The organism is Aquabacterium sp. (assembly GCF_016195855.1).
Taxonomy (GTDB): domain Bacteria; phylum Pseudomonadota; class Gammaproteobacteria; order Burkholderiales; family Burkholderiaceae_C; genus Aquabacterium.
Window position 1 is genome coordinate 44,361 of record NZ_JACPYU010000021.1, and the last position, 25,942, is coordinate 70,302.

Sequence of the window (25,942 nt, forward strand, 5' to 3'; positions counted from 1 at the left end):
GTAGTGAACCCCTTGGAGCAGTTGACATGAACAAGCACATCCACCGTCTGGTTTTTGATCGCAAGCGTGGCATGCGTGTGCCCGCCGCAGAGAGCGTGCGCGCCGCCGGCAAGGCCGCTGGTGGTCAGACCCGTGCCCGCGCCGTGGCCGGCGTGACCCTGGTGTCCATGGCCTTGAGCGGCGTGGCCGATGCGCGGGATGTGACCCCCTCAACCAACCGCAGCATCGTGGACACCATGATGCGCGCCTCGACCTTCAACATCGCGCGCAACACCGGCCCGGTGTGGAGCGCAGCCCGTGATGCTGGCAAGGCCTCGCAGTTCAAGGTCACCAACCCGGATGGCCTGACGACGCAGATCGACCAGTACGACAGTCGCGTCATCATCAACTGGGACAGCTTCAATGTGGGCGCCGACTACAGCGTGCTGTTCAACCAGCCCAAGGGTGGCTCGGCCTACAACCGCATCTGGGATCTCAACCCGACGGTCATCATGGGCAAGATCACCGCCAATGGCGAGGTGATCCTGGAGAACACCCATGGCGTGATCTTTGGCGCCACCGCGCGCGTGCAGACCGGCCGCTTCGTGACCACGGCCTTGAAGATGACCGAAGAGGCCATCACCAAGGGCCTGCGCGCCAACCGCGATGGCCAGGTGATGTTCGGTGGCGATGACGCTGATCCCACTGGCTTCATCACCATCGAGCGTGGTGCCGAAGTCAAGGCCCTGGCTGGGGGCGATGTGCTGATGATCGCCCCCAAGGTCTACAACGAAGGCACGATTGAAACCCCCAAGGGTCAGACCGTGCTGGCGGCTGGCCAGAAGGTCTACCTCTACAGCTCGCTGGACCCGGCACAACGCGGCCTGCTCGTGGCCGTGGACCCGTTCGCATCGGGCCCAGCCGGCGTCAACACCGTTGAAAATGCCGCGGCGGCCGAGTACCGCACGGTGGACGGCAAGACGGTAGACAACAGCACGCCAGACAGCACCGCAGGCCTGGCCAAGCAGGTCAACCAGATCGTGGCCGAACAAGGCTCGATTAACCTGGTGGGCCTGACCGTGCGCAACAACGGCATCCTCACCGCCACCACAGCGGTGAAGGGGCAGAACGGCGCGATCTATTTGCAGGCGCAGAAGACGACGACCACGTTCAACGGCACGCCCCTGACAGGCGACAGCGGCGCAGCGCCCCGGATGGCAGCCCAACTCGGCACGGTCGAACTCGGATCGGGCAGCGTGACCCAGATCACGCCGTCTACCGCGCAGGTCTACAACGAAGACACCAAGAAATTCGAGGCGCCAACCCAGACCGATGCAGAGACTTTCAACCAGTCGCGTATCGAGATCAGTGGCGCCAGCATCCGTGTGCAGGGTGGTGCCCAGGTGGTGGCGCCGTACGGCAAGATCAGCCTGCTGGCCAGTGAAGACGCGTCCAAGTCAGCACTGTTTGGCTTCAACGAAATCGGCAAGGACAACAGCGCCATCGTGATTGAAGACGGTGCGCTCGTCAGCGCCGCGGGCCTGCGCGATGTGCTGCTGCCCATGAGCCGCAACCAGTTGAACGGGCGCCTCTTTGCTAACGAGCTGGCGGATTCGCCCGTGCAGCGCGGTGGTGTGCTGTACCGCAGCGAGGTCTCAGCCGATGCGCGCAGCCTGGTCAAGGTGGCCAATGTCAGCGGCTTTTACAACCTGGTTGGCCGCACAGCTGAAGAGATCGCCACCAAGGCGGGTACGGTCAAGATCCAGGCGCAAGGCAGCACGGTGGTGGCTGATGGCGCCAAGGTCGACGTGTCGGGCGGCAGCGTGGTCTACCAGGCCGGCACCATCAACAGCAGCCTGCTGCGCAAGGGCAATACGCTGGTCAAACTTGAAGATGCCCAGGCTGGCGTCAAGTATGACGAGTTGATCTCCGGCACCGGCCGCGGCACATCGGCTCAGCTGGCCAGTTATGTCGAAGGCAAGGATGGCGGCGAGATCCAGCTGTTCGCGCCGCAGTTCTACATCGGCGAAGGCACGCTCAAGGGCGACGTGGTGGTGGGGCCGTATCAGCGCGGGGGCCCCATTTCCTCCAGCGTGGACCTGGCCAAGAGGCCGGATCTCTATGCCTCGCTTCGCCCTCTGGGCGCGCGCCTGACGCTGGGCTTTTCTGAAGATTTGGCGCTCGCCATGGACGGCGTCACGGTGGCTGGGGCGCGCTCCGGCACATTGGGGCCGGTAGCTGGCGTGGACGCGACCGCCGTGACGCAACTGGTGAGCGCTTCGTTGATGCGCAACCAGCTCACCACCGACACCTTGAGCAAGGGCGGCTTTGCCGGCCTGTCGGTGTATGCCACTGCGCTCAATGTGGCCAAGGACGCGCGTCTGGATCTGGGTCCCACCGGCTCATTCAGCGCCAACAAGGCCAAGCAGATTCAGATCGATGGTCAGATCAAGGCAGCAGGCGGCAGCGTCAGCCTGAGCGCCATTGGTGATGTGGTGCTGGGTGAAGGTGCGGCGATTGATGTGTCGGGCAGCAAGCTCGATGAACTGGGGCAGGCAACGGGCACGGTGCCTGTGGATGTCAATGGTGGTGCCGTGGCGCTCAAAGCTGGCGGCTCGGTGCGCCTGAGTGAGCGCAGCCAGATCGACGTCTCTGCCGGCGCATGGCGAGCCAGCACAGGGGGCATCACCACGGGCAAGGCGGGCTCGCTTGCACTGGAGGCCAATGTTGATCAGACCCAATCTTTGCCGGGCACGGTGGTGCTCAATGGGCGACTAAGTGGTTATGACTTCCAGTCCGGCGGCAAGCTGAGTATCAAGGGGGCGCCGGGTTTGTCGATCGGGCAAGGCGGCAAGGCTGATGACCTGCAACTGACCGCAGCCTTCTTCAGTGACAACGGTTTTGGCAGCTTTGAGCTGAGTTCGCTGGGGGATGTGGACGTGGTGGCCGGCACGGTGCTGACACCTCGATTGAAGAACTACCAGCTTGATGCGGCGCGCGTGGGCTCCGGCAACGGGGCGGCGCTGTTTATCACCACAGAGGTGAACGATGCGCAACGCGCCCCCGTCAACCTGACGCTCACGGCGATCAAACCGAACCAGGACAACCGCCAGGGCTACAAGGAGGGGGGGCGTGTGCGCATTGGCGCCGGTGCCCAGCTTGATCTGGGTGCAGGCGGCCGTTTCGCGGCATTGGCAGGGCGCCAGATTGTTCTCGGGCAGGAAGCCAGCATCACGGCACACGGCGGCTCGGTGGCCATGACACTGACGGGGCGTCGCGGCAGTAACCAGGCTGAGGACAAGAACTCGGCCGACGTCATCGGTTATGTGGCCGACAACGAGGTCCGCCTGAGCGCCGGCTCTCGCATTGATGTGTCGGGCGTGGCCAGGACCCAGACACAGGTTGTGAGCGGCCAGGAACGCGTGACCGGTACCGTCTTGGGTGGCGGCACCGTCAGCTTGAACTACAACCCCACTGATGAAGAAAGTGGCCAGCGTGGACGTGTGATCACGGAAGCAGCCACAGACAAGCTGGCAGCCTCCTTGATCGATGTCAGCGGGCAGTCGGCGCAATTGAACCTGGGGCGAGGTTCACGCCGCACCACGGTGAGCCAAGGCGCTGGCAGCGTGAAGGTGGGCGGTGCGGACGGGTTCGCGCTCATGGGTGACATCCATGCCCAGGCGCCCGACGCTTCGGTGGGCGGCGGTGAGTTCATCGCGTCCGTCAGTCGCGAGGGCAAGAGCGATGCGACTTTCAACCCATCGAAGTACCCGAGCGCCGATCGCGTGGTCCGCGTCACGGCCACGCAAAGTGAAGTGGCCACGCATGCAGACGCTTACGGCGAAGGCGTCGTCTCGGCCCAGCAACTGGCCGATGCCGGCTTTGACCGCATCAGCCTGCGTGCTGATGATCGCGTCGTGCTGGACAAGGGTGCCAGCATTGGCACCAGCGAGGGACAGAAGCTGCGTGCCATCATCGTGTCGGCACCTGTCTTGAAGGCAGAAGACGGCGGCGCACATGAACTGCGCGCCAGCTATGTGGCGCTGGGTGATGTCAATCTGGTCAGCAAGTTCGGCACCACGAAGGACAGCCGGCCGGCCTCTGCCGCGGGCAATGCCACGCTGGCGGTGAACGCCGGGCTGATCGAGCTGCACGGCAAGTCGGCCTTCCAGGGCTGGCAGTCGGTGGACCTCAATGCCACGCTGGACAAGTCCTTTGGTGACACCCGCCGTGATGGCGAGATTCGCTTCATCGGCCGCACTTTTGATAACAACAGCACCGACCTGATCGGCTACCTGGGCTTTGATGGCGTGCTGACCCTGCGTGCGGGCCAAAGCTATGCCACCACCTTGTCCAAGGTCACGGTGCAGGGCGCATTGGGGCATGCCACGCTGAAAACGGAACAGCCATCCGCTGGCAGTTCCACCAGCGCCACACCGCTGACCGCGCTGGCCTCGCTCACCTTGCAGGCTGATGACATCGCGCACAACGGTGTCCTGCGCCAACCCTTTGGCGCCCTGACCCTCAATGCCGTCAACAAGGTCACGCTGGGCGCGGGCAGCACCCTGTCCGTGTCGGGTGATGGTGTGACGGTGCCGGTGGGCACCACGGTCAACGAGCGCAGCTGGGTGTACACGCCCAACCCTTCTGATTCAACGATCACCACGCCCCTGGTGCAAAACCTCGATGGCCTGCCTGTGGCCAAGGGCATCCAGGTCAAGGGCCAGGGCATCAGCCTGAGCAACACGAGCATCGTCCAGGCACAGGCCGGGGGCGACCTGCAGGCCTGGGAGTTCATCCGGGGCGTGGGCGGCAGCACCGACACGCTCAACCGTGCCAATTTGTTTGCGGTCCTGCCCAATTACCAATACGACTTCGCCCCCTACGACACCGAGATCGCCAAGTCGACGGCGCTGAGCGGCACGTCGCTGCAAGCGGGTGACAAGATCACGATCAGCACAGCCAATGGCGTGCTGGCGAAGGGTACCTATACCTTGCTGCCGTCTCGCTATGCCTTGCTGCCCGGCGCGGTGCTCGTGTCTGCGGCCAACGTGGGCGCGGGTGGCACATTGAACCAGGCGATCACGCAAGACGATGGCAGCGTGTTCGTGTCGGGCCAACGCACGGCCACCGGCACCAGCACCACGGGTGGCGACCCCCGCCAGACTTTCATGCTGGAGTCGGCGGCCACCTTCCGCGCCAAATCGGCGTATGCGCTGACCTCCATCAACAGCCTGCTCACCGATCGCGCCGTGCAGCTGGACACCTTGCTGCCCAGCCTGGCCGGTGACGCCGGGCGCGTGTCGCTGGAGGCCAAGGGTGCCTTCGACCTGCTGGGTCAGTTCAACCTGGCCGGCAAAGGCAGCCTGGCGGCCGGCCAGCTTGACGTCGTCATGCCCTCGATGACCGTGGCCGACGATGGCGACACCCAGGTGCAGATTGAGGCAGGTTCTGCCCGTGTCTCGGCCCAGTCGCTCAACGGCACGCATGCCGGCAGCATCATGCTCGGCGGCGTGCGCACCGGGACGGTAGAAGGCGCCACGGCGACGGTGTCGTCCAGCCAGGTGCGCCTGGCCAGCAGCAGCTTGTCTGCAGGCGAAGTGATCGCGGTGGCCACGGACACGGTCACCGTGGACGACGGCGTCAAGTTGACAGCCGAAGGGGCGGTGGGCAATAAGGCCAACCAGCTCACCATCAAGGGCCAGGGTGCTGCCGTGGTGGTCAGCCAGAACAGCAACACCGACATCCGGCGCGACCTGAGCGGCGTGACGGTGAACAAGGGCACGCTGAACATCGGGCAGGCCACGCTGTCGGGCCAGGCCGTTCAACTGGACGCCTCGCAGAGCCTGAACCTCAACGCCCATGCCACCATCAACAGCAAACTGTTTGGCTTGGGCGCGCCGCGCATCGTGGTGGGTGGTGCGGCTGACACGGCTGGCGCGGTGGCGCTGGACGGCGTCTTGCTGAACTCGCTCAAGGGTGCAGACAGCATGCAGCTTCGCAGCTACAGCAGCATCGACTTCAAGGGTGCGTTGGCTTTTGATGCGCGTGGTGCAGACGGCAAGCCCGTCTTGCGCAAGGTGGTGCTCGATGCGCCCCAGCTGCGCGGCCTGGGCCAAAGCGCTGACACGGTCAGCGTGACGGCGCAAAGCGTCATCTTGCGCAACACATCCGGCATTGTGCCGTCGGCCACCGAAACCGGCACCTCGGCGCTGGCCATCCAGGCCGAGCCGGTGCTGTCTGACAAGGTCACGGGTGGCATCACCATTGGCGAAGGTGCGCAGCGCCTGGCCTTCGCCAACAGCACGCTGACATCCAAGGGCGACATCGTGTTCGACGGCAAGGGCCAGCTGGGTGTGCAGGGTGACGTCACGCTGGCTGCGGCCCGTGTGACCGCCACCAGCACGGCTGACCACGGTGTGGACAGTGCGGCCACCTTGACCATCACCTCGGCCGCCAACGCCCGCACGCTCAATGAACGCGTGGGGGCAGGCGGTGCCTTGACCCTGAGCGGTGAGCGCGTGGTGCAGGACGGCGTGGTGGACGTGGCCTCCGGCAAGATCAACATCATCGGCAAGGGCAACACCACACAGCGGCGCGACACCGTGACGCTGACCGAGCGCTCGGTCACCAAGGCCGCGGGCTGGACGCAACAAGCGGGCAAGAGCTGGTCGGTCGATGCGCCTGGCGGTGATGTCACCGTGCAGGCGGTGCAGGGCGACCTGATCTGGCGTGGCCAGATCGACGTGTCGGCCCCGGTGGCCAGCACCAAGCCCGAGCAAGGCCAGGCCGCTGGCACCGTGACGCTGCTGGCCAATGGTTTCAACCCGACCGATGGCTACCGTGGCCAGCTGGTGGTGGGCACCAACGCCAGCCTCAAGGGCAGCGCGGGCAGCGACCGCTTGTCTGCCAGCTTGAGCGTTGACGCGCAGCGCCTGAGCAACGAGCAAACCCCAGGCTTGTCTGACGCTGCACAGGCCGCAGCCATCACGCATGGCACGCTGGACCGCCTGGCCGAGATCACCAAGGCCGGTGGCGTACGCCGAGAAGTGGACTGGCGCATCCGCGAAGGTGCGCAATCGCTCAACACGGAACTGACCGCGCAACGCGTGTTCATCAGCGCTGACGCTGGCAGCCTGCAGCTGGGGCAAAGCCAGACGCTGCTGGCCAACGGCCAGCTGGCAACGCACACCGGCACCATCGATGCCCGCGCGCCTCAAGGTGGCGTGGTGCAACTGGCGGCGGGGCAAGACCTGATCATCGGCGCGAACGTCCTAGCCGATTCGTCGCGTGTGGGCGCCAATGGTGGCGACATCCTGCTCGCCTCAGCCGAGGGCCAGGTGCGCATCCAGGATGGCGTGACCTTGTCTGCCGGTGGCGACGATGAGCAGGATGGCCGCGTGGTCATTCGTGCGCTGCGCACCGACGACGGCAACTTGCCTGACGAGTTGCGTGTCAACGTGGACGCCATCGGCCCTAACACCAAGGTCAAGGCCGGTGAGTTCACCGTGGAAGCCGTGCGTGTCTACACCGGTACCAAGCTGACCACGGGCGCCAGCACGGGCACCACGCTGGGCCAGCTCAGCCTGATGGCCGACAACGATGACTTCATGGTCAGCAAGGACAGCATTGCCAGCGCTATGGGGTTGGGCCGTTTTGCCAACGCCCACCTGCGCTCCGGCGTCGAAATTCAATCCAGCGGCAACTTCGAGGTCAGCAAGGACTGGAACCTGTGGAGCGAAGAGCGCGCAGGTGGCGAGCCCTTGAACCTCACCATCCGCGCAGCGGGTGACCTCAACATCAAGGGCAGCCTCAGTGATGGTTTTGCCACCGCCACGCGCATCGGCACGGGCGACAGCCTGCCCACCGAAGTCAAGGCCGGGCCGGCTGCGTCCTTCCGCCTGGTGGCGGGGGCAGACCTGTCTGCGGCCAATGTGCTCAAGACAGACGCCAAGACCAGCAATGGCAACCTGCGCATCGATGGCGGCAAGATGGTCCGCACGACCAGTGGCTCGATCGAACTGGCGGCCGCCAAGGACATCGAGCTCAAGGCCGGCACAGGTGCCTCACCTGTCCAGGCGGTGGTGTATGTGGCTGGGCAACGTGCCGAGTTGCCAGCGGGGCAGTCTTACACCGCACCCAATGACTGGGCGCAGTTCACAAACCATGGCGGGCGTGTGTCGCTGGCTGCGGGCGGCAACATCGTGGCGCCTGCGGCGGCGCAGTTGATCAACAACTGGTTCCAGCACGCGGGTGAAAGCGAGATCACCGGCGGTTCCTGGTACAGCTTCTTTGACAGCTTCAAGCAGGGTGTGGGCTCATTCGGCGGCGGCAACATCGATGTACGCGCCGGCCAGTCGATCAACAACCTCGGCGTGGTGGCACCCACCTCCATGAGGCAGGTGACGGATGACGTCACCGCCGAGCGCACGCAGGTGGTGGACAACGGGGGCGACATCCATGTGCATGCGGGCCAGGACATCAAGGGCGGCGTGTACTTCCTGGGGCGTGGCGACGCGCTGATTCAGGCAGGGGGCGCCATCACCAAGGGTGACAGCCTCAAGTCCGGGGTGCCGCAAGTTGGCGCCGTGGTCGGGCTGATGGATGGTCATGTGGCCTTGCAGGCGACCAAGGGCGCCACCATCGCAGCGGTATACAACCCGACGGCCTTGCCCTCATCCAACCGAACGGGCGACCTTGGGGGAAGCTATTTCACCTATGGCGCTGATGCGGGCGTATCGATCACCAGCACGTCCGGCGACGTGAACTGGACCCCTGAAGGTGACGGATTCAAGGACTACCTGAATCAACTCAACAAGATCGCTGGCCAGGATCAATTGCCCACGCAATATGTGACCAACTATCCCTTGACGATGATCGCGCCACCATCACTGGCGGTGTCCGCGCTGTCGGGCGACGTGGTGTTCAGTACACCCGTCACCAACATGGTCATGACGCTCTTTCCCTCATCGCAAGGTCAGCTTGATCTGTTTGCCGGTCGCGATCTGAAGATGAACGCCAGGTTGGTCATGGCCGATGGCGATCCCAGTCTGTGGCCCACCTTGAGCACCGCAGTGGACGCGTCTCAGTCGGACTCGGCGTGGGCGACCAACTTCCTCAAAGCCTTCCAGAGCTACCGCGTGGGTGGGATGGCTGTTTTGACTGCACCGGGTAGCGGCTTGCCCTCGTCCACCTTGCATCAGAACGACGCTACTGTGGCCCACATCCATGCGGAACGGGACATTGGGGGAGCGGCGACGGGTTTCACGGGTACGTCCTTCAATTTGCCAAAAGCCGCTGAGATCACAGCGGGGCGGGACATCATCGGGCTAACCTATGTGGGGCAGCAATACCACGATGGCGACGTGACACGCATCGAAGCGGGGCGCAATATCCTGGGCAAGAACACAGGTTCGTTCACGGCCGGGCTCGGAGGTTCGTCGGGCTTGATTGCCCTGGCCGGCCCAGGCGAGCTGCAAGTCAAGGCGGGCCGCCAGCTTGATCTGGGCGACGCTGGCGGCGTGCGCACAGTGGGCAACAAGTACAACACCGAGCTGTCGGCGGACTCTGCCAAGATCACGCTCGCAGCCGGCATGGCCAAGACGCTGGATGCGGATACCTTCGTGCAGCGCTTCTTGCCTGCCGGTGACGCAGCCCGTGCCGATCTGGTGGTCTATGTGCAGCAGGTGCTCAAATTGAGCGATGCCGACTTGCCTGCCGATCCTGCAGCGGCCTATGAGCAGGCGTTGAGTTACTACAAGGCCTTCACGCGTGAGCATCAGCTTGCCTTCGCGGATGCCGTGGTCAACAAGGCCTTCATCCAGGCCTACCTGGCCAGCGGCAGTGACTATGCCCTGGCATGGCAAGCCAAGGCGAAGGGCATGGGCGTGTCCGACACCGCCTATGACAGCACCGCCTTTGCCCAATTCAAGGCCGATGTGGTCATGAACGAGCTCAAGGTCTGGGGCAAGGCGGCGGCCGATGTGGCGCTGTCGCTGGACCCGGCTGCCAATGCGCTGGCCAATGCCCAACGCCAGGCGCTGTACGACAAGGCTTTTGCCGCCATCGATCTGGCTGGCCTGGGCAAGGGCTTCCACTTCGTGGGCGACATCCAGATTGCCGGCAGTGGCGTGCAGACGCAGGGCAAGGGCGACCTGAACACCGGTGGCATCGACATCTTCGCGCCAGGTGGCGGTGTGCTGGTGGGGCTCAATGCCTTGACGAAGGCGCAGCAGGATCAAGCCAAGGACCACGGCTTGGTCACCTACGGCGGCGGCAGCATCCGCGCCATGTCCGCGGGTGACTTCCTGGTCAACGCCCAGAAGACCTTTGTGGTGGGCAATGGCGACATCATGCTGTGGTCGTCCTACGGCAGCCTGGACGCCGGCCGTGGCGCCAACACCGACGTGACCGTGCCGCCGCCTGTGGCCGTGCGCAACGCCGATGGCAGCGTGAGCTTCGAGTTGCCGCCCCTCACCACGGGCAGTGGCATCGGCCGGCTCACGTCTTCGGAAGGTGCGTCGCAGGGGCAGGTCTACCTGAACGCACCCAACGGTGAGATCCGCGCACTGGATGCGCAGATCCGCAACGAGGGCGGCGGTCAGATCAACATCGGTGCCCAGGTGGTCAAGGGCGGCGACAACATCGCCGGCAAGGTCAACGGCGCGCCGCCTGCGGTCTCCGTCAACGTAGCCATCAACGTCAACACCAGTGTGCCCAGCCAGACCGCAGCCGGTGCGCAAGCCGCAGCCAGCAGCCAGGATGGCAAGCCCAAGGACCCCGCCTCCGTGGTGACGGTGGACCTGCTGGGCATGGGTGACGACGCCAACGCGCCCGCTGCCGGCAACACCGCGCCAGCGGCCGGCACCGAGGCCTGCGAAGACGATGACAAGAAGAAGGACAAGGCCAAAGCCTGCACCAAGCGCTGAGCCCGGCCTGCCCCATACCGACACCCCCGTCTGCGGGGTGTCGGTCCTTTATGACCAAGCTGTGACACCCCATCGTCGTCAACGATGGTCCTTTTGGATCATGCGTTTTCCCGAGGGCGACACATGCACTTTTGACAATAGCCGTTTGTATTTGGACGGACTGAGCCCCATGAACACTGTCAGATCCTTGATGCTGGGTGCAGCCCTGATGGGCGGCCTCTTCTCCACCTCTGCCCACGCCTGGTGGAACGGCGACTGGAAGGCCCGGGCCAAGATCACCTTGAACACCACGGCGCAAGGCGTGGAGACCAAGGAAGCCCTGTCGGGCGTGGTGGTGCCTGTGCGCCTGCATTCCGGCAACTTCGACTTCCTGTCGGCCAAGCCCGATGGTGCAGACCTGCGTGTGGTCGCCGCTGACGACAAGACCCCGTTGAAATACTGGGTCGAGCGTTTTGATGGCACGAACGAGCTGGCCGTGATCTGGGTGCAGGTGCCCAGCGTGGCGCCTGGCACCGACAAGAACGTCGTGTACGTCTACGCTGGCAATGACAAGGCCACAGCCGAGCAGACCTCGACCGCTGTGTACGACGGCAGCATGAGCGCCGCCTTCTCGTTTGCGGGCAAGGATGGCGCTGTCGCCCAGGATGCGGTCAACCAGATTGCCAGCGCTGCCCCTGTGGCCCGCGAGATCAATGGCCTGATCGGCCCGGCCGCCAAGCTCGATGGCCAGCAAGCTATCGTGATCCCCGCAGCGGACAAGCTCAAGGCCTCGGCCTCCGGCCCTTACACGGTCAGCCTGTGGATCAAGCCCGTGACGCTCACCGGCACGGTCTTCCAGCAAGGCCCCCTGTCGCTGACCCTGAACGCAGGCAAGCTGCAAGCCAGCCTGGGCAAGCTGCAAGCCGCTGGCGGTGAACTGCCCGCTTCGGCCTGGGCCCATGTGGCCGTGGTCGTGGGCAACAGCAAGCTCAGCCTGTACCTCAATGGCGAGCAAGCCGCGCAGGCTGACCTGGCCGCCTCGACCACGCCCATCGAAGGCGAGATCAGCCTGGGCCAAGGCCTGGCAGCGCAAATCGACGAGCTGGAAGTCGCCAGCACCGCGCGCAGTGGCGACTGGCTGAAATTGGCCCGCGCCGCGCAAAGCGCTGACGCCAAGCTGGTGGCCGGCATCAGCCAGACACCGGACACCGCCAAGGACGGCGGCGGCGAGCCGGGCTACTTCGGCATCCTGGTGGGCAACCTCACCGTGGACGCCTGGGTGGTGATCGGCATCCTGGGTGTGATGTTCGCCGTGGCCGCATGGGTCATGTATGCCAAGGCCGTGTTCGTGGGCCGTGCCGACAAGGCCAACCGTGCTTTCCTGCAGCGCTTTCGCGGTGCGCGCGACGTGATGCAGATCGAGGCCAAGGCCCTCAAGCACTCGTCATTGCAGCGTCTGTACGAAGCCGGCCTGCGCGAGTTGACCAAGCGCGATGTGGGCAAGGCGGGTTCCAACCCCTTGTCGGGCGCTTCGATCGACGCCGTCAAGGCCGCCATCGACGCCGACCTGGTCCGTGAGAGCCACGAGCTGAACTCCAAGATGGTGCTGCTGACCATCGCCATCTCCGGCGGCCCGTTCCTGGGCCTGCTGGGCACCGTGGTGGGCGTGATGATCACCTTCGCGGCCATTGCCGCGGCGGGCGACGTCAACGTCAATGCCATCGCTCCCGGCATCGCGGCGGCCCTGTTGGCCACGGTGGCGGGCCTGGGCGTGGCCATCCCTGCGCTGTTTGGCTACAACTACCTGGCAGCGCGCATCAAGAACATCTCGTCGGACATGCAGATCTTCGTCGATGAGTTCGTGACGCGCGTGGCCGAAACCTACGGCGCTCGCTGAACAGGGGCAAGCCATGGCCGGCGACGTCAAAGCGGATAACCAGCCTTACGACGACATCAACATCACCCCGATGTTGGACCTCGCGTACGTGTTGCTGGTGACGTTCATCATCATGACCACGGCCTCCGTGCAGGGCGTGAAGGTCCAGCCGCCCTTGACCCAGGCCACCAACAACCTGGCCAAGCCGCAAACGCGTGGCATCACGATCACCGCCGATGGCCAGGTCTATCTGGATGCCTACCCTGTGAGCCTGGACCAGCTCCAGTCCTCGCTGGCGCAGTACAAGGCCGCCAACCCGGCCTTGCCTGTGGTGCTCAAGGCCGATGCGGCCACGCAATACGACAAGGTCATGGCTGTGCTGGAGATCGCCAAGAAGCTCGACATCACCGAGATCGGCCTGGCGACCAAGCGCCTGCAATAAAGGCGGAACACCCCATGCAAGTTCAAGACGACGCCAAACCCTACGACACCATCAACGTCACGCCCATGCTGGACCTGGCGTACGTGCTGCTCGTGGTGTTCATCCTGATGACGACCGCTTCGGTGCAAGGCCTGAGCGTCAACATGCCCAAGCCCAGCAACAAGCCCAGCACCGAGAAGCACCCCCTCAAGGTGGTGCAGGTGCTGCCTGAGGGCACGCTGGCCCTCAATGGCGTGCCTGTGAGCCTGGCTGAGCTGGAGACGCGTCTGCAGCAAGCCAAGGCCGAGGACGCCAAGATGAGCGTGGCCATCAAGGGTGACGCGCGCACGCAGTACGCCAAGGTTGTGGCCGTCATCGACCTGTGCAACAAGCTGGAAGTGTCGATGGGGCTGGTCACAGCCCGCATCGGCACGTGAGGAGCAGGCATGGCTGTGGCCGATGACCTTCAGGACGACGACGGTGCAGGCTGGGGTAGCAAGCTCGCCTTGCTGGGCGCATTGCTCGCGCTGGCAGGCTTGATCTATTGGGCCGTGAGCGCATTCCATTCGGGCGCCAGCGGCCCCAAGCGCCAGACCGTGAAGATCGCGGTCCTGCCTGACACGCCGCCCCCACCGCCCCCGCCTCCGCAGGAAAAAAAGCCCGAGCCCGAGATCAAGGAGCAAAAGCCCCAGCCCCAGCAGGAAGAGCAAAAGCCGCTGGACAAGGCGCCCGAGCCCGAGCAACTCAAGATGGAGGGCGCAGCCGGCGATGGCCCCAGCGCCTTCTCTGCCGGTGCCGTGAACAACGACTACCAGAAGGGCGAGATCGGCACAGGGCAGGGCGGTGGCGACCGCTTGCAGGAGGCCCTGTTCGGTCGCCGCCTGCAAAAGCACATCCAGCTGGCACTGGCGCGTGACAAGTCCATCAAGCTGGGTGACTACCGCGTCAAGGTCAGCGTCTGGCTGGACGAGCACGGCGTGATCCAGCGCGTGCAGCTCGACGCCCCGACTGGCGACGACAAGATCGATCAGGCCTTGCGCGATTCGTTCGCGCGCCTGCCTCCCGTTTCCGACATGCCAGCAGGCATCCGCCAGCCGGTGCGGCTGGGCATCTCCAACCGCATGACCGGTTGACCCTTGAAGTGAAGCTATGAAACCCTTGAACACAAGCTGGTGGCCGAAGCTGACCACCCTGAGCCTGGCCCTGAGTCTGGCCATGAATGCCGGCCTGGCCCATGCAGACGAACGCGAATCACTCGAAGCCCTGCGTCAGACCACGCTGGGCCTGATCAACGCCCTGGTGGACAAGGGCGTGCTCAGCCGTGATGCGGCTGATGCCATGCTCAAGCAGGCGCAGGCCAAACAGTCGGCACCTGCACAGGCTGCAGCGGCGACACCGGCCACCCCCACGGCCGATGCCAAGCCCGTGCAGCGCATCCCTTATGTGTCAGACGCCATGAAGGCGCAGATCCGCAACGAGGTCAAGGAAGAGGTGCTCACGCAGGCCCGCGCCGAGCGCTGGGGCGTGCCCAATGCCTCGCCGGCCTGGGTGGACCGCATCAAGGTTGATGGCGACTTCCGCTTCCGCTATCAGGCTGACCACGCTGGCAACAGCAACACGCCGGCCTACAACTACCTGGCCAGTGAAGACCTCAACGACGGCATCATCCGTTCTGCTGATTTCGCCAGTTACCTGGCGGGCAACTCGGGCGTGGCCACGGGCTCGACCACCGACAACCGCAACCGCGAGCGCATCCGCTTGCGCCTGGGCATCACCGCCAAGGTGTCCGACGAGGTGGGCGTGGGCGTGCGCCTGGCCACGGGCAGCACAACGGACCGTGTCTCCACCAACCAGACCCTGGGCCAGGGCTTCAACAAATACCCCTTGCTGGTGGACCGCGCCTTCGTGCGTTTGACCCCGGTTGAAGGCGTGGACGTGCTGGCAGGCCGTTTCCCCAACCCCTGGTTCAGCACCGACATGGTCTGGAGCGAGAACCTCAACTTCGAAGGCCTGGCCACCACCGCCCGCTGGGAACAGCCTGAAGCCACCTTCGTGCCTTTTGCCACGGTGGGTGCTTTCCCCTTGCGCGAAGAGTCGCCCCCCACCCGTGGTGGTCGCTGGTTGTATGGCGCGCAGGCCGGTGCCAGCTGGGTGCCTGCCGAGCGCACCAGGTTGAAGTTCGGCCTGGCCTACTACCAGTACAAGAACCTGGCAGGCCGCCAGGACCAGGACTACACCGTGTCGGGCAGCACCTTCTCGCCCGGCGCCACCTATGGCCAGTACGAATACGCCGCGGGCCTGCGCCAGAAGGGCAACACCCTGTTCGAGACCAACCCGGCATCGCCATCCAACCTGGCGCCGGTGTGGGGCCTGGCCTACCAGTTCAAGCCGCTTGTGCTGACCGCCTCGGCCGAGTTCACGCACTTCAGCCCCTACAGCCTGCTGCTGTCGACCGAGTTCGTGAAGAACACCGCCTTTGATGCCGCTGACTTCAAGCGCCGCTCGGGCCTGAACGTCGAGCCTGGTGGCAAGGACAAGGGCTACCAGCTCAAGGCCGCGTTTGGCGCCGCCGAGGTGCGTGACCCGGGCCAATGGCAAGCAGCCGTGTCCTACCGCTACCTGGGCTCGGACGCCGTGCTGGACGCCTTCAATGACAGCGACCTTGGTCTGGGCGGCACCAATGTGCAGGGCTACACCCTGGGCGTCACGTATGGCCTGTACCGCAATACCAACCTGGGCCTGCGTTACCTGTCCTCGCGCACCATCGATTCGCCCATCAATGACCAGTTCGAACCCAATGCGCGATACCGCGTGAACTCTGTGCAGGTGGACCTCAATGTGCGCTTCTGACAAACAGGCCCGCCAGGCGCGCTGGCGCCCGGTGATGGCCGCGATGCTGGCCGTGTTCATGGCCACGCATGCCTGGGCCGATTCGGGTGAGCGCGAGCAGGAGCAACTGCGCCGCCTCAAGCTGCAGCTACGCCAACAGCAGCAAGAGAAAGACGCCGCCGTGCAGGACGCCCAGGCCAAGGCCAGCGCCGACAAGGCTGCCATGGCCGCGACCTTGCAATCCGCGCAAGGCGACGCGCAAGCCCAGCGGCGCGCCGCCAGCGCGGCCAGCCGCCGTGCGCAGACGCTCGAGGCCGAGGTGAGCACGCTCAAGCAGGACAAGGAGCAGCTCGCCCAGCAAGTGGCCCAACTGCAAAAGGCACTGGATGACAGCAAGGCGCAGTCGACCAAACAAGGTCAGCAGGCCGCCGCGACCCTGGCGTCCACCCAAGCGAGCCTCAAAAACGTGAGCGATCAGCATGACCAGTGCCGCACGCAGAACGCGGCCCTGTACGAGCTGGGCAGCGACTTGTTGGCTCGCTACGAGCACAAAGGCCTGGGCGACATCCTGGCCAGCAAGGAGCCCTTCATCCAGACCGCCCGCGTCACGCTGGAGAACACCAAGGCCCAGTACCAGGACAAGCTGGACGCTGCCCGCCTGAAGGTGGCTGCGCCCTGATCAAGGCCGGGCTGGATGGGCACAGCAATCGGACTCCCTCGGGGCGTCAATTTGAGCGTAAGCTGATCGTCGTCCCGATTGATTGTGATGAAAGCCGCCCCTCATGCCCGTCAAGTTCAAAAGTCAGGCCACCGGTGATCTGGTGATGGTGCAAGCCCACGCGAACGCCTTGTTGAAAGTCATTGGCAAGGCCGATTCAGCCAAGGGCATCCTGGAGCCCGCCGACATGCCGGCGGCCCTGCAGGCCCTGCGCGCCTTGAGCGACGACGCGCCCCCGCCTGCCGAAGGGGCCCCGGACAGCGAGGACCCCAAGAACCCCGCTTTCCAGGACGAGGCCGTCAGCCTGCGCAAACGCGCCTGGCCGCTGATGAAGATGATCGAAGAGGCCCAGGCCGCCGGCAAACCCATCGTTTGGGGTGTGTGATTCAGCCGGGGTGTTGTGCAGTGCAGCAATCCTGAGGCATGATTCTGACCATGTCAGATCAAGTCACCCGCCTGCTCGTCATCCGCCACGGCGAGACCGCCTGGAACACCGAGGCCCGCATCCAGGGTCACATTGACATCCCGCTCAATGACAAGGGGCGCTGGCAGGCCGAGCGCCTGGCTCAGGCCCTGGTGGACGAAGAGCTCCATGCCATCTACAGCAGCGACCTGGCACGCGCGCGGCACACGGCCGAGGCCGTGGCTCAGGTGGCCCAGTTGCAACTGAACCTGGACAGCAACCTGCGTGAGCGCCACTTCGGGCGCTTCGAAGGCATGACCCAGGAAGAGGTGGCTTCGCAATGGCCTGAAGAAGCCCGCCGCTGGCGTCAGCGAGATCCCGGTTATGGCCCCGAAGGCGGCGAAACGCTGCAAGCCTTCTACGACCGCTGCCTGAGCGCCCTCACGCGTCTGGCGCAGCAACATCCAGGGCAAAGCATCGCTGTGGTGGCCCACGGTGGCGTGCTCGATTGCTTCTACCGCGCCGCCAATGGCCTGGAGCTGGACTTGCCCCGCAACTGGCAGATCACCAATGCCAGCGTCAACCGCCTGCTCTTCAATGGCGAAGGCTTCAGCCTGGTGGGGTGGGCCGACAACCGCCACCTGGATGGGCCCGATGCCGATGGGTCGGCCAGCCTGGACGAGCGCACCGATGGCATGGTGGCCCGCCGCGCCTGAACGGCGTTCAGGCGGGCTCAGCGCAGGCCGTTGAGGAACAGGTCGATGCCCGCATCGGCCGCGCAGACCAGCTCATAGCGGCTCTGGTCGAGCATCCAGTTGTGGATCAGGCCATTGACCAGGGCCATGTAGGTCACGGCCAGCACATGCAGGTTCAGATCAGCCCGGATCTGCCCCAGGGCCTGGGCACGGCGGAAGGTGGCCTCGACGTGGTTCTGGCACGAGCCATGCACGCTCAGATGCCGGTCCCGGATGCCCGAGAGCTCTTCCACGTATTCAACCTTCAGGGTGGCGATGTCAAAGACCCGCTGTGTTCGCGGGTCATGCGCAATGCGCCGCATCACGTCCATCATGGAAGCTTTAAGTTCGGCCAAAGGGTTGGCTTCGCGCTCGGTGTCGATGGACTTGAGCGTGTCCTCCATCGGCAGGGTGGTGCGCGACATCATCGCGTTGAACAGCTCGGCCTTGTCCTGAAAGTGCCAGTACACGGCCCCCCGTGTGACGCCGGCCGCCTTGGCAATGTCCTGCAGGGAGGTGCGAGACACGCCACGTTCGGCAAACAGCCGCTCGGCCGCGTCCAGCAGGCTCTCGCGGGTGTGTTGTGCATCTTCTTTGGTACGGCGCATGACGGGATGAAGAAAACCGTGAAGTCTGAGGGTGATTGTCGCTGATCCTTGAGCATACATACAAGCATGTATGTATACTCACCATATTGTTGACCAGGCAAGTATTTCAAGAGGTGTCCCATGGCGAGTCGTGAGATGGCGGTTTCACAAGAAGAAAATAACGTGGTGGCTGCAGCGAAGGCACCCTTGTTGAACAAGGACCAGTTGTGGCGCTGGACGGCCAATGCCGTTGGCGTGCTGGCCTTGTGTGCGGTGGCCGCGTCTTTCCTGACCGGTTGCGGCCAGAAGGACCAGCAGGCCGGCGCTGGCGCAGCCAAGGCCGGTGGCGGCATGCCGCCCGCCCAGGTGGGCGTGGTGACGGTGCAGACGCAGAGCGTGCCCGTGATGGCCGAGTTGCCGGGCCGCCTGGAAGCGCTGCGCACCGCCCAGGTCCGTGCCCGCGTGGCCGGCATCCTGCAGCAGCGCCAGTTCACCGAAGGTGCAGACGTGAAGGCCGGGCAAGCCCTGTTCCAGATCGATGCCAGCACCTACAAGGCCGCGCTGGACAGCGCCCGTGCCACCCTGGCCAAGGCCGAAGCCAATCTGGCCCAAGCCACCGCCCTGGCTGACCGCTATCAGCCGCTGCAGGCCGCCAAGGCCATCAGCCCGCAGGAGTACCTCAACGCCCAGGTGGCACAACGCCAGGCCCAGGCCGATGTGGCGTCTGCCAAGGCCGCCGTGCAGACCGCCGGCATCAACCTGGGTTACGCCTCGGTGACGGCCCCCATCTCGGGCCGCATCGGCCGTGCACTGGTGACCGAAGGCGCGCTGGTGGGCCAGGGTGAGGCCACCCAACTGGCCTTGATCCAGCAGGTCAACCCTTTGTACGTGAACTTCACCCAGTCGGCCAACGACGTCATCAAGCTCAAGAAGGCCATGGAAGCGGGCACCATCAAGAAGCTCGGCAACCAGGCCGCCGCGGTGCGCGTGGTGCTGGACGATGGCACCGAGTACCCCTTGCAGGGCAAGCTGTTGTTCTCTGATTTGAGTGTGGACCCGACCTCCGGCCAGGTCTCGCTGCGCGCCGAGTTGCCCAACCCGCAAGGCTTGCTGCTGCCCGGCATGTATGTGCGTGTGCGCCTTGAGCAGGCCCAGGTGGATGGCGGCATGCTGCTGCCCCAGCAGGCCGTGACCCGTGGCAGCCAGGGTGACACCGTGATGGTGGTGGACGCCGAAGGCAAGGTCAGCCCACGGCCCGTCAAGCTGGGCGGTGCGCGCGGCAACGAGTGGATCGTGCTGGGCGGCCTCAAGGCTGGCGAGCAGGTCATGGTCGATGGCTTCCAGAAGATGATGAACCCCAAGGCGCCCGTGAAGGCTGTGCCGTGGTCGCCTCAGCAGGCTGCGCCTGCCGCCGCTGCGTCGTCGGCTGCATCGGCTGCTGCTTCACGCTGAGAGGAGCGCCGCCATGCCCCGTTTTTTCATTGACAGGCCCATCTTTGCCTGGGTGATCGCGCTGTTCATCCTGGTGTTCGGCGGGGTGGCCATCACCCAGCTGCCGATCGCGCAGTACCCCACGGTGGCGCCGCCTTCCGTGGTCATCAGTGCCACTTACCCCGGTGCTTCAGCCAAGACGCTGGACGAAAGCGTCATCAGCGTGATCGAGCAGGAGCTCAACGGCTCGCCCGGCCTGGCCTATATGGAATCGGTCAGCCAGGCCAACGGCACGGGCTCGATCACCGTCACCTTCGAGACGGGCACCAACATCGACCTGGCCCAGGTGGATGTGCAGAACCGCCTGTCACGCGCCTCGCCGCGCCTGCCCGCTGCCGTGACGCAGCAGGGCGTGAAGGTCGACAAGTCGCGCAGCAACGTGCTCTTGTTCGTGATGCTGTCGTCCACCAACACGGCGTATGACCCCGTGGCCCTGGGTGACTACGCCTCGCGCAACATCCTGCCCGAGCTGCAACGTGTCAAGGGCATCGGCCAGGTGCAGCTCTACGGCACCGAGCGCGCCATGCGTGTCTGGGTGGACCCGGCCAAGCTGGTGTCCTATGGCCTGAGCGTGGCGGAAGTGAACGCCGCCATCAAGGCACAGAACAGCCTGGTGCCTGCCGGCGCCCTGGGTGATCGCCCCAACCTGATCGACCAGACCATGACCGCCACCGTGGTGGTCAATGGCCAGCTTGAAAACGTCGACCAGTTCGCCAACATCGTGCTGCGCGCCAAGTCGGACGGCTCGACCGTGCGCCTCAAGGATGTGGCCCGCCTGGAGCTGGGCGGCCAGACCTATGGCACCTACGCCCGCCTCAATGGCAAGCCGGCTGTCGGCATGGCCGTGCAGCTCTCGCCCACAGGCAACGCGCTGGAGTCCGCCAAGCTGGTCAAGGCGCGCATGGTCGAGCTGCAGAAGTACTTCCCGCAGGGCGTGAGTTACTCCTTCCCGTATGACACCTCGGGCTTCATCCAGGTGTCGATCAGCCAGGTGGTGGAGACGCTGGTCGAAGCCGTGGTGCTGGTCTTCCTGGTGATGTACCTGTTCCTGCAGAACTTCCGCTACACGCTGATCCCGACCCTGGTGGTGCCGGTGGCCCTGCTGGGTACCTTCGGTGTGATGTCGGTGGCGGGCTTCTCGATCAACGTGCTGACCATGTTCGGCATGGTGCTGGCCATCGGTATCCTGGTGGACGATGCCATCGTGGTGGTGGAGAACGTCGAGCGCCTGATGGCCCAAGAGGGCCTGTCGCCTTACGAAGCCACCAAGAAGGCCATGGGCCAGATCAGCGGCGCCATCATCGGCATCACCGTGGTGCTGGTGTCGGTGTTCATCCCGATGGCCTTCTTTGCGGGCTCGGTGGGCAACATCTATCGCCAGTTCTCGCTATCGATGGTGGCCTCGATGCTGTTCTCGGCCTTCCTGGCCTTGTCCTTGACGCCGGCCTTGTGCGCCACGCTGCTCAAGCCCGTGCCCGATGACCACCATGAAAAGGGTGGCTTCTTCGGCTGGTTCAACCGCTTCTTCACCTCGACCACGCATGGCTACGAGAGCTTGGCGGCCAAGCTGGTGCGCCGCGGTGGCCGTGTGCTGATCGTGTACGTGCTGATCGTGGGCGTGGTGGGCTGGTTGTATGTGCGCATGCCGTCTGCCTTCCTGCCCAATGAAGACCAGGGCAACCTGATCGTTAACGTGCAACTGCCGCCAGGCGCCACGACCCCTCGCACCGAGGCCGTGATCGCGCAGGTGGAGGACTACTTCATGAAGCAACCCGAGGTGGCTTCCGTGGTGGGCGTGGTCGGCTTCAGCTTCTCTGGTACCGGCCAGAATGCGGCCCTGGGCTTTGTCACCCTGAAGGACTTCGACCAGCGCAAGGGCGAAGCGCACTCCTCGCAAGCCCTGGCCAAGCGCGCCTTTGGTGCCCTGATGGGCATCCGCGATGCCTTTATCTACCCGCTGAACCCACCACCCATCCGCGAGTTGGGTAACGCCACCGGTTTTGCCCTGCGCCTGCAGGACCGTGGCGGCCTGGGGCACGATGCCTTGCTGGCTGCGCGCAACCAGTTGCTGGGCATGGCGCGCGAGAGCAAGGTGGTGACGGGTTTGCGCCCTGATGGCCTGGAAGACGCACCGCAGGTGCAACTGGACATCGACCGCGAGAAGGCCTATGCCTTGGGCGTGAGCTTCGATGCCATCAGCTCGACGCTGTCCACCGCCTTGGGCTCGTCCTACATCAACGACTTCCCCAACCAGGCGCGTCTGCAACGTGTGGTGGTGCAGGCCGATGCCCAGGCGCGCATGCAGCCCGAGCAGATCCTGCAGCTCAACGTGAGCAACAGCCAGGGCCAGAGCGTGCCGTTGTCGTCCTTCGTGCGGGCACGCTGGGTCACCGGGCAGATGCAGGCGGTGCGTTACAACGGCTACCCTGCCATCCGTCTGGCGGGTGACGCGGCACCGGGCTCGTCCACCGGGCAGGCCATCGCCGAAATGGAGGCGATGGCGGCCAAGCTGCCCCCGGGCATTGGCATCGAGTGGACCGGGTTGTCGCGTGAGGAGCAGCTGTCGGGCTCGCAAGCCACCACCTTGCTGACTTTCTCGCTGCTGGCCGTGTTCCTGTGCCTGGCCGCACTGTATGAAAGCTGGTCCATCCCGTTCGCGGTGATGCTGGTGGTGCCGCTGGGCGTGCTGGGTTCGCTGCTGGGTGCCAACCTGCGCGACCTGCCCAACGACGTGTTCTTCAAGGTGGGCCTGATCACCATCATCGGTTTGTCGGCCAAGAACGCCATCCTGATCATCGAGTTCGCCCGTGAGCTGCAGAGCAAGGGCATGAGCGTGCTGGACGCCACAATGCAGGCTTGCCACCTGCGCTTCCGCCCGATCATCATGACCTCGGTGGCCTTCATCCTGGGCGTGTTGCCCCTGGTGATCTCAAGCGGTGCGGGCGCGGCCAGCCAGCGTGCCATCGGTACCGGCGTGATGAGCGGCATGATTGCCGCCACCGTGCTGGCCGTGTTCTTCGTGCCCGTGTTCTTCGTGGTGGTGCGTCGCTTCTTCCCGGCCAAACCGGCTCGTGCGGAAACCGCAGCCGCTGCAGTGGAGTCTCAACATGAATAAGCAGTTCACGTCCTTCAAGCCGGCCATGCGCCCGGCCTTGCTGAGCGCCCTTGTTGCCAGCGCCGTGCTGCTGATGTCGGGCTGCTCTATGGTGCCGGTGTATGAACGGCCTGCCCTGGCAGTGCCGGCGCAGTTGCCACAAGAGGTTGCAAGTGGGGCAGCCAGTGCAGGCACCGACGCGCGCGCCGTGGTCGATCTGCCTTGGGCCAGCTACTTTCCGGATGCGCGTCTGCAAGGCCTGATCCGCCTGGCGCTGGACAACAACCGCGACCTGCGCGTGGCGGTGCTCAACATCGACCAGCTGCGCGCGGCCTATCAGATCCAGAACGCCGACCGCTTCCCGACGCTGAACGGCAGCATCAGCGGCACGCGCCAGCCTTCGACCGTGTCGCCTTATCCCTTGACGACATCGGTGACGGGTGGCGTCACGGTCTCGGCTTTCGAGCTGGACCTGTTCGGCCGCGTCAAGGCCTTGAGTGAAGCGGCCTCGGCGCAGGTGGTGGCCTCGCAAGAAGCCCGCAAGACGGTGCACATCAGCCTGGTGGCTGCGGTGGCCAATGCCTACTACGCCTTGTGGGCGGACCGCTGGCAACTGGCCCTGACCGAGCAGACGCTCACCACCCGCCAGGACTCGTTCAAGCTGCAGCAGCTGAAGTTCGACAGCGGCGTGCTCAATGAGCTGGACCTGCGCTCGGCGCAGTCCCTGGTCGAGGCCGCCCGCGTGACCCGTGCCCAGGCGCAACGCCAATGGGCACAGGACCTCAATGCCCTGACCCTGTTGCTGGGCAGCGCAGCGCCGGCCGACCTCTTGCCACCCGTGCCTGAGGGCAACAGCATGCAGGCTGCGGCCACCAGCAAGGACAGCCAGGCCGCTGCGCAGATCGTGCAGGCCACGCTCTGGCCTGATCTGAGCGAGCTGCCTGTGGGCCTGTCATCGGACGTGCTGCTGCAGCGCCCGGACATCGCCCAGGCCGAGCAACAGCTGATCGGGGCCAACGCCAACATTGGTGCGGCCCGTGCGGCGCGCTTCCCGCGCATCAGCCTGACGGCCAGCGCCGGTGTGGTCAGTGATTCCCTGTCCGGCCTGTTCGACGATGGCCGCAATGCCTGGAGCTTCTCGCCCTCGATCACGCTGCCGATTTTCGATGCGGGCCGTGGGGCGGCGGGTGTGGACGCGGCCAAGGTCAAGCGCGACATCGCTGTCGCGCAGTACGACAAGGCCATCCAGACGGCGTTCAAGGAAGTGGCCGATGCCCTGGTGGCCCGCCGCACTTATGCCGATCAGGCCCAGGCCCAACTGGCCCAGGCGCAGGCTGAAGCCGCGCGGCTGCGTTTGTCGACCTTGCGCTACGACACCGGCGTGGCCAGCCAGCTGGATCTGCTGGATGCGCAGCGCGCCTTGTTCTCGGCGCAGCAGGCCTTGATCTCTGCCCAACTGGCGCGCCAGCAGGCGCACATCAGCGTCTACAAGGCGCTGGGTGGTGGGTGGCAGGCTGGCGCATCGACTGTCACGGCTAACGCGGCCACCGCGGCCGATGCCAGCCAGGTGCCCAAGGCGCCATAAGCCGGGACCGGGGATCTGGGGGCTGTGGGACCAGGCCCGTTCCACTCGGTGCGGTCCCGGTGCCCCCGCAGGCGTCCTGGGCGTGCCCGCGCTCAGTGGGTCGTCGCGTTGCTTGCCGCCGCTTGCGCCGCAAGCAACTTGTGGCCCAGGCGCGCGCCCAGCTTGTTCACGTTGTTGAGCGACAGCAGGTGGGCATGCACCCAACCCAGGGCACCTGAGGCAAACAGGGCTTGAACGGCGTCGGCCGGCAGCGCACGTAGTTTGACTTCGTCCACCACCTTGAAGCCATTGAGCGTGAGGCTCTCGCCATTGATCTTGCAGTCGATGCTGCGTTCGACCAGCAGACCCAGGTCGGCCAGATGCTGGGCGAAACGGGCGGTGGCCAGCATGTCCTGATGGTAGGACAACAGGAACTGCTGCAGTTGCTGCAGATAAGGTGTGTCCTGGCCTTGTGCATCGAACAGGGCCTCGCCTTGGGCCTGGTCCAGGCCATCGAAAGCTTCGTCCACACAGATGGTCATCTGCGCGTTGCCGGGCTGCTCGGCCAGCACAAAGGGGTAACGGCGCACAAAGGCGGGCACATAGTGCTGCTCGACCCAACTGCCGTCGGGCTCGATCAACAGGTTTTCCTTGTCGCGCAGGCCCACGATGGCCACCAGCGTGTGGCCGGCTTCGGACTGCACGAACACGCAGGGGTAGTCCAGCGCGGCCAGCGGCAGCTCGGAGGCGGCCAGCAGCATCGAGTTGGTCTCGCGCGCGAAGCCCAGGCGGCCCGCACCCTGGTGGACGCGCAGCGCGCGGTGTTGTTCACGGTCGAGTGCGACCAGGCGTTCGTACATCAGCAAGGTTTTCATGAGAGCCGGATGGTCCTTCTTAATTCATGCGGTTGGCGTTGCGGACGATGCGGCCAATACGGGCCATCACCTCGGGCACGGGCTGCGATGGCGTCCCCGCGCCTTGCACCAGATCGAGCAACTGGAGGAATGTCTCCGGCTCGATGTGGCGGACCACAGCTGCCTGCACGCCGGCCTGGCACCCGCTGGCCTGCAGCTCGAATGTACCTGTTCGCCATGTCGGCGTCGTGACGGTGTGGCTGGCTGTCACCGCCTGACACAGGGATTGGTAGGTCTGGGGCGTGACCTGGACCACCACCACGCGCGCAAGCGCAGGGCCCGGCGGCGCCGTCGTGAACTCAATGCGGGGCAGGGCGGCGTCTTCCGCCCCGACGTGCTGCAGCACCATCATGCCCACCGGGGGGGAGGCGTCGACAGGTCTCATGCTGCAGGCCGCGAATGCACAAACCGCAAATGCGCCATGC

The 25,942-nt window shown here is 65.0% G+C and carries 15 protein-coding genes; 12 read left to right on the forward strand and 3 right to left on the reverse strand.

Annotated features, from left to right (window positions below; genetic code table 11):
- Window positions 1-26 precede the first annotated feature (26 nt).
- The 9 genes from HY019_RS17720 (at window position 27) to HY019_RS17760 (ending at window position 17,849) form a co-directional block, all read left to right on the forward strand.
- The gene (locus HY019_RS17720; protein ID WP_290694720.1) at window positions 27-10,907 is read left to right on the forward strand and encodes a filamentous haemagglutinin family protein; all 10,881 of its coding nucleotides are present in this window, start codon (window positions 27-29) and stop codon (window positions 10,905-10,907) included.
- 169 nt (window positions 10,908-11,076) lie between these two features.
- The gene (locus tag HY019_RS17725) at window positions 11,077-12,783 is read left to right on the forward strand and encodes a DUF2341 domain-containing protein (RefSeq protein ID WP_290694721.1); all 1,707 of its coding nucleotides are present in this window, start codon (window positions 11,077-11,079) and stop codon (window positions 12,781-12,783) included.
- Window positions 12,784-12,796: 13 nt separating this feature from the next.
- Window positions 12,797-13,204, forward strand: coding sequence for a biopolymer transporter ExbD (locus HY019_RS17730; RefSeq protein ID WP_290694723.1), 408 nt, complete (start codon window positions 12,797-12,799; stop codon window positions 13,202-13,204).
- A 14-nt stretch (window positions 13,205-13,218) separates the two neighbouring features.
- On the forward strand, window positions 13,219-13,620 hold the full coding sequence (locus HY019_RS17735; protein ID WP_290694725.1) for a biopolymer transporter ExbD: 402 nt from the start codon (window positions 13,219-13,221) through the stop codon (window positions 13,618-13,620).
- A gap of 9 nt (window positions 13,621-13,629) precedes the next feature.
- Window positions 13,630-14,316, forward strand: a complete 687-nt coding sequence (locus tag HY019_RS17740; RefSeq protein ID WP_290694727.1) for a hypothetical protein — start codon at window positions 13,630-13,632, stop codon at window positions 14,314-14,316.
- Window positions 14,317-14,332: 16 nt separating this feature from the next.
- Window positions 14,333-16,033, forward strand: coding sequence for a putative porin (locus HY019_RS17745; RefSeq protein WP_290694729.1), 1,701 nt, complete (start codon window positions 14,333-14,335; stop codon window positions 16,031-16,033).
- On the forward strand, window positions 16,020-16,691 hold the full coding sequence (locus HY019_RS17750) for a hypothetical protein (protein ID WP_290694730.1): 672 nt from the start codon (window positions 16,020-16,022) through the stop codon (window positions 16,689-16,691). The genes HY019_RS17745 and HY019_RS17750 overlap by 14 nt, the downstream gene beginning before the upstream one ends.
- Before the next feature lie 103 nt (window positions 16,692-16,794).
- Complete coding sequence (locus tag HY019_RS17755) at window positions 16,795-17,115, forward strand: DUF1840 domain-containing protein (RefSeq protein ID WP_290694731.1); 321 nt, start codon at window positions 16,795-16,797, stop codon at window positions 17,113-17,115.
- A 50-nt stretch (window positions 17,116-17,165) separates the two neighbouring features.
- Window positions 17,166-17,849, forward strand: a complete 684-nt coding sequence (locus HY019_RS17760) for a histidine phosphatase family protein (protein WP_290694733.1) — start codon at window positions 17,166-17,168, stop codon at window positions 17,847-17,849.
- Between the two features lie 17 nt (window positions 17,850-17,866).
- On the opposite strand, the gene HY019_RS17765 is transcribed toward HY019_RS17760, so the two are convergent.
- Complete coding sequence (locus HY019_RS17765; RefSeq protein WP_290694735.1) at window positions 17,867-18,475, reverse strand: TetR family transcriptional regulator; 609 nt, start codon at window positions 18,473-18,475, stop codon at window positions 17,867-17,869.
- A gap of 135 nt (window positions 18,476-18,610) precedes the next feature.
- Between HY019_RS17765 and HY019_RS17770 the strand changes: the two genes are divergently transcribed.
- Genes HY019_RS17770 through HY019_RS17780 form a run of 3 tightly spaced genes read left to right on the forward strand, consistent with a single transcriptional unit; the run spans window position 18,611 to window position 24,624 of the window.
- Window positions 18,611-19,906 carry an efflux RND transporter periplasmic adaptor subunit gene (locus HY019_RS17770; protein WP_290694737.1) on the forward strand — a complete coding sequence of 432 codons (1,296 nt, stop codon included), beginning with the start codon at window positions 18,611-18,613 and terminating at the stop codon, window positions 19,904-19,906.
- 13 nt (window positions 19,907-19,919) lie between these two features.
- Entirely contained in the window at window positions 19,920-23,060 is a 3,141-nt protein-coding gene (locus HY019_RS17775) for an efflux RND transporter permease subunit (protein ID WP_290694739.1), read from the forward strand.
- The gene (locus tag HY019_RS17780) at window positions 23,053-24,624 is read left to right on the forward strand and encodes an efflux transporter outer membrane subunit (protein WP_290694741.1); all 1,572 of its coding nucleotides are present in this window, start codon (window positions 23,053-23,055) and stop codon (window positions 24,622-24,624) included. Before HY019_RS17775 ends, HY019_RS17780 begins: the two co-directional genes overlap by 8 nt.
- Window positions 24,625-24,716: 92 nt before the next feature.
- On the opposite strand, the gene HY019_RS17785 is transcribed toward HY019_RS17780, so the two are convergent.
- Window positions 24,717-25,478, reverse strand: coding sequence for a SapC family protein (locus HY019_RS17785; RefSeq protein ID WP_290694743.1), 762 nt, complete (start codon window positions 25,476-25,478; stop codon window positions 24,717-24,719).
- 19 nt (window positions 25,479-25,497) lie between these two features.
- Window positions 25,498-25,902, reverse strand: a complete 405-nt coding sequence (locus HY019_RS17790) for a hypothetical protein (protein WP_290694745.1) — start codon at window positions 25,900-25,902, stop codon at window positions 25,498-25,500.
- Between the last annotated feature and the right edge of the window lie 40 nt (window positions 25,903-25,942).

What these genes read in the sequence shown, in the direction of transcription:
- HY019_RS17720 (WP_290694720.1), top strand. Translation starts at nt 27, where the DNA reads ATGAACAAGCACATCCACCGTCTGGTTTTTGATCGCAAGCGTGGCATG.
- HY019_RS17725 (WP_290694721.1), top strand. Translation starts at nt 11,077, where the DNA reads ATGAACACTGTCAGATCCTTGATGCTGGGTGCAGCCCTGATGGGCGGC.
- HY019_RS17730 (WP_290694723.1), top strand. Translation starts at nt 12,797, where the DNA reads ATGGCCGGCGACGTCAAAGCGGATAACCAGCCTTACGACGACATCAAC.
- HY019_RS17735 (WP_290694725.1), top strand. Translation starts at nt 13,219, where the DNA reads ATGCAAGTTCAAGACGACGCCAAACCCTACGACACCATCAACGTCACG.
- HY019_RS17740 (WP_290694727.1), top strand. Translation starts at nt 13,630, where the DNA reads ATGGCTGTGGCCGATGACCTTCAGGACGACGACGGTGCAGGCTGGGGT.
- HY019_RS17745 (WP_290694729.1), top strand. Translation starts at nt 14,333, where the DNA reads ATGAAACCCTTGAACACAAGCTGGTGGCCGAAGCTGACCACCCTGAGC.
- HY019_RS17750 (WP_290694730.1), top strand. Translation starts at nt 16,020, where the DNA reads ATGTGCGCTTCTGACAAACAGGCCCGCCAGGCGCGCTGGCGCCCGGTG.
- HY019_RS17755 (WP_290694731.1), top strand. Translation starts at nt 16,795, where the DNA reads ATGCCCGTCAAGTTCAAAAGTCAGGCCACCGGTGATCTGGTGATGGTG.
- HY019_RS17760 (WP_290694733.1), top strand. Translation starts at nt 17,166, where the DNA reads ATGTCAGATCAAGTCACCCGCCTGCTCGTCATCCGCCACGGCGAGACC.
- HY019_RS17765 (WP_290694735.1), bottom strand. Translation starts at nt 18,475, where the DNA reads ATGCGCCGTACCAAAGAAGATGCACAACACACCCGCGAGAGCCTGCTG.
- HY019_RS17770 (WP_290694737.1), top strand. Translation starts at nt 18,611, where the DNA reads ATGGCGGTTTCACAAGAAGAAAATAACGTGGTGGCTGCAGCGAAGGCA.
- HY019_RS17775 (WP_290694739.1), top strand. Translation starts at nt 19,920, where the DNA reads ATGCCCCGTTTTTTCATTGACAGGCCCATCTTTGCCTGGGTGATCGCG.
- HY019_RS17780 (WP_290694741.1), top strand. Translation starts at nt 23,053, where the DNA reads ATGAATAAGCAGTTCACGTCCTTCAAGCCGGCCATGCGCCCGGCCTTG.
- HY019_RS17785 (WP_290694743.1), bottom strand. Translation starts at nt 25,478, where the DNA reads ATGAAAACCTTGCTGATGTACGAACGCCTGGTCGCACTCGACCGTGAA.
- HY019_RS17790 (WP_290694745.1), bottom strand. Translation starts at nt 25,902, where the DNA reads ATGAGACCTGTCGACGCCTCCCCCCCGGTGGGCATGATGGTGCTGCAG.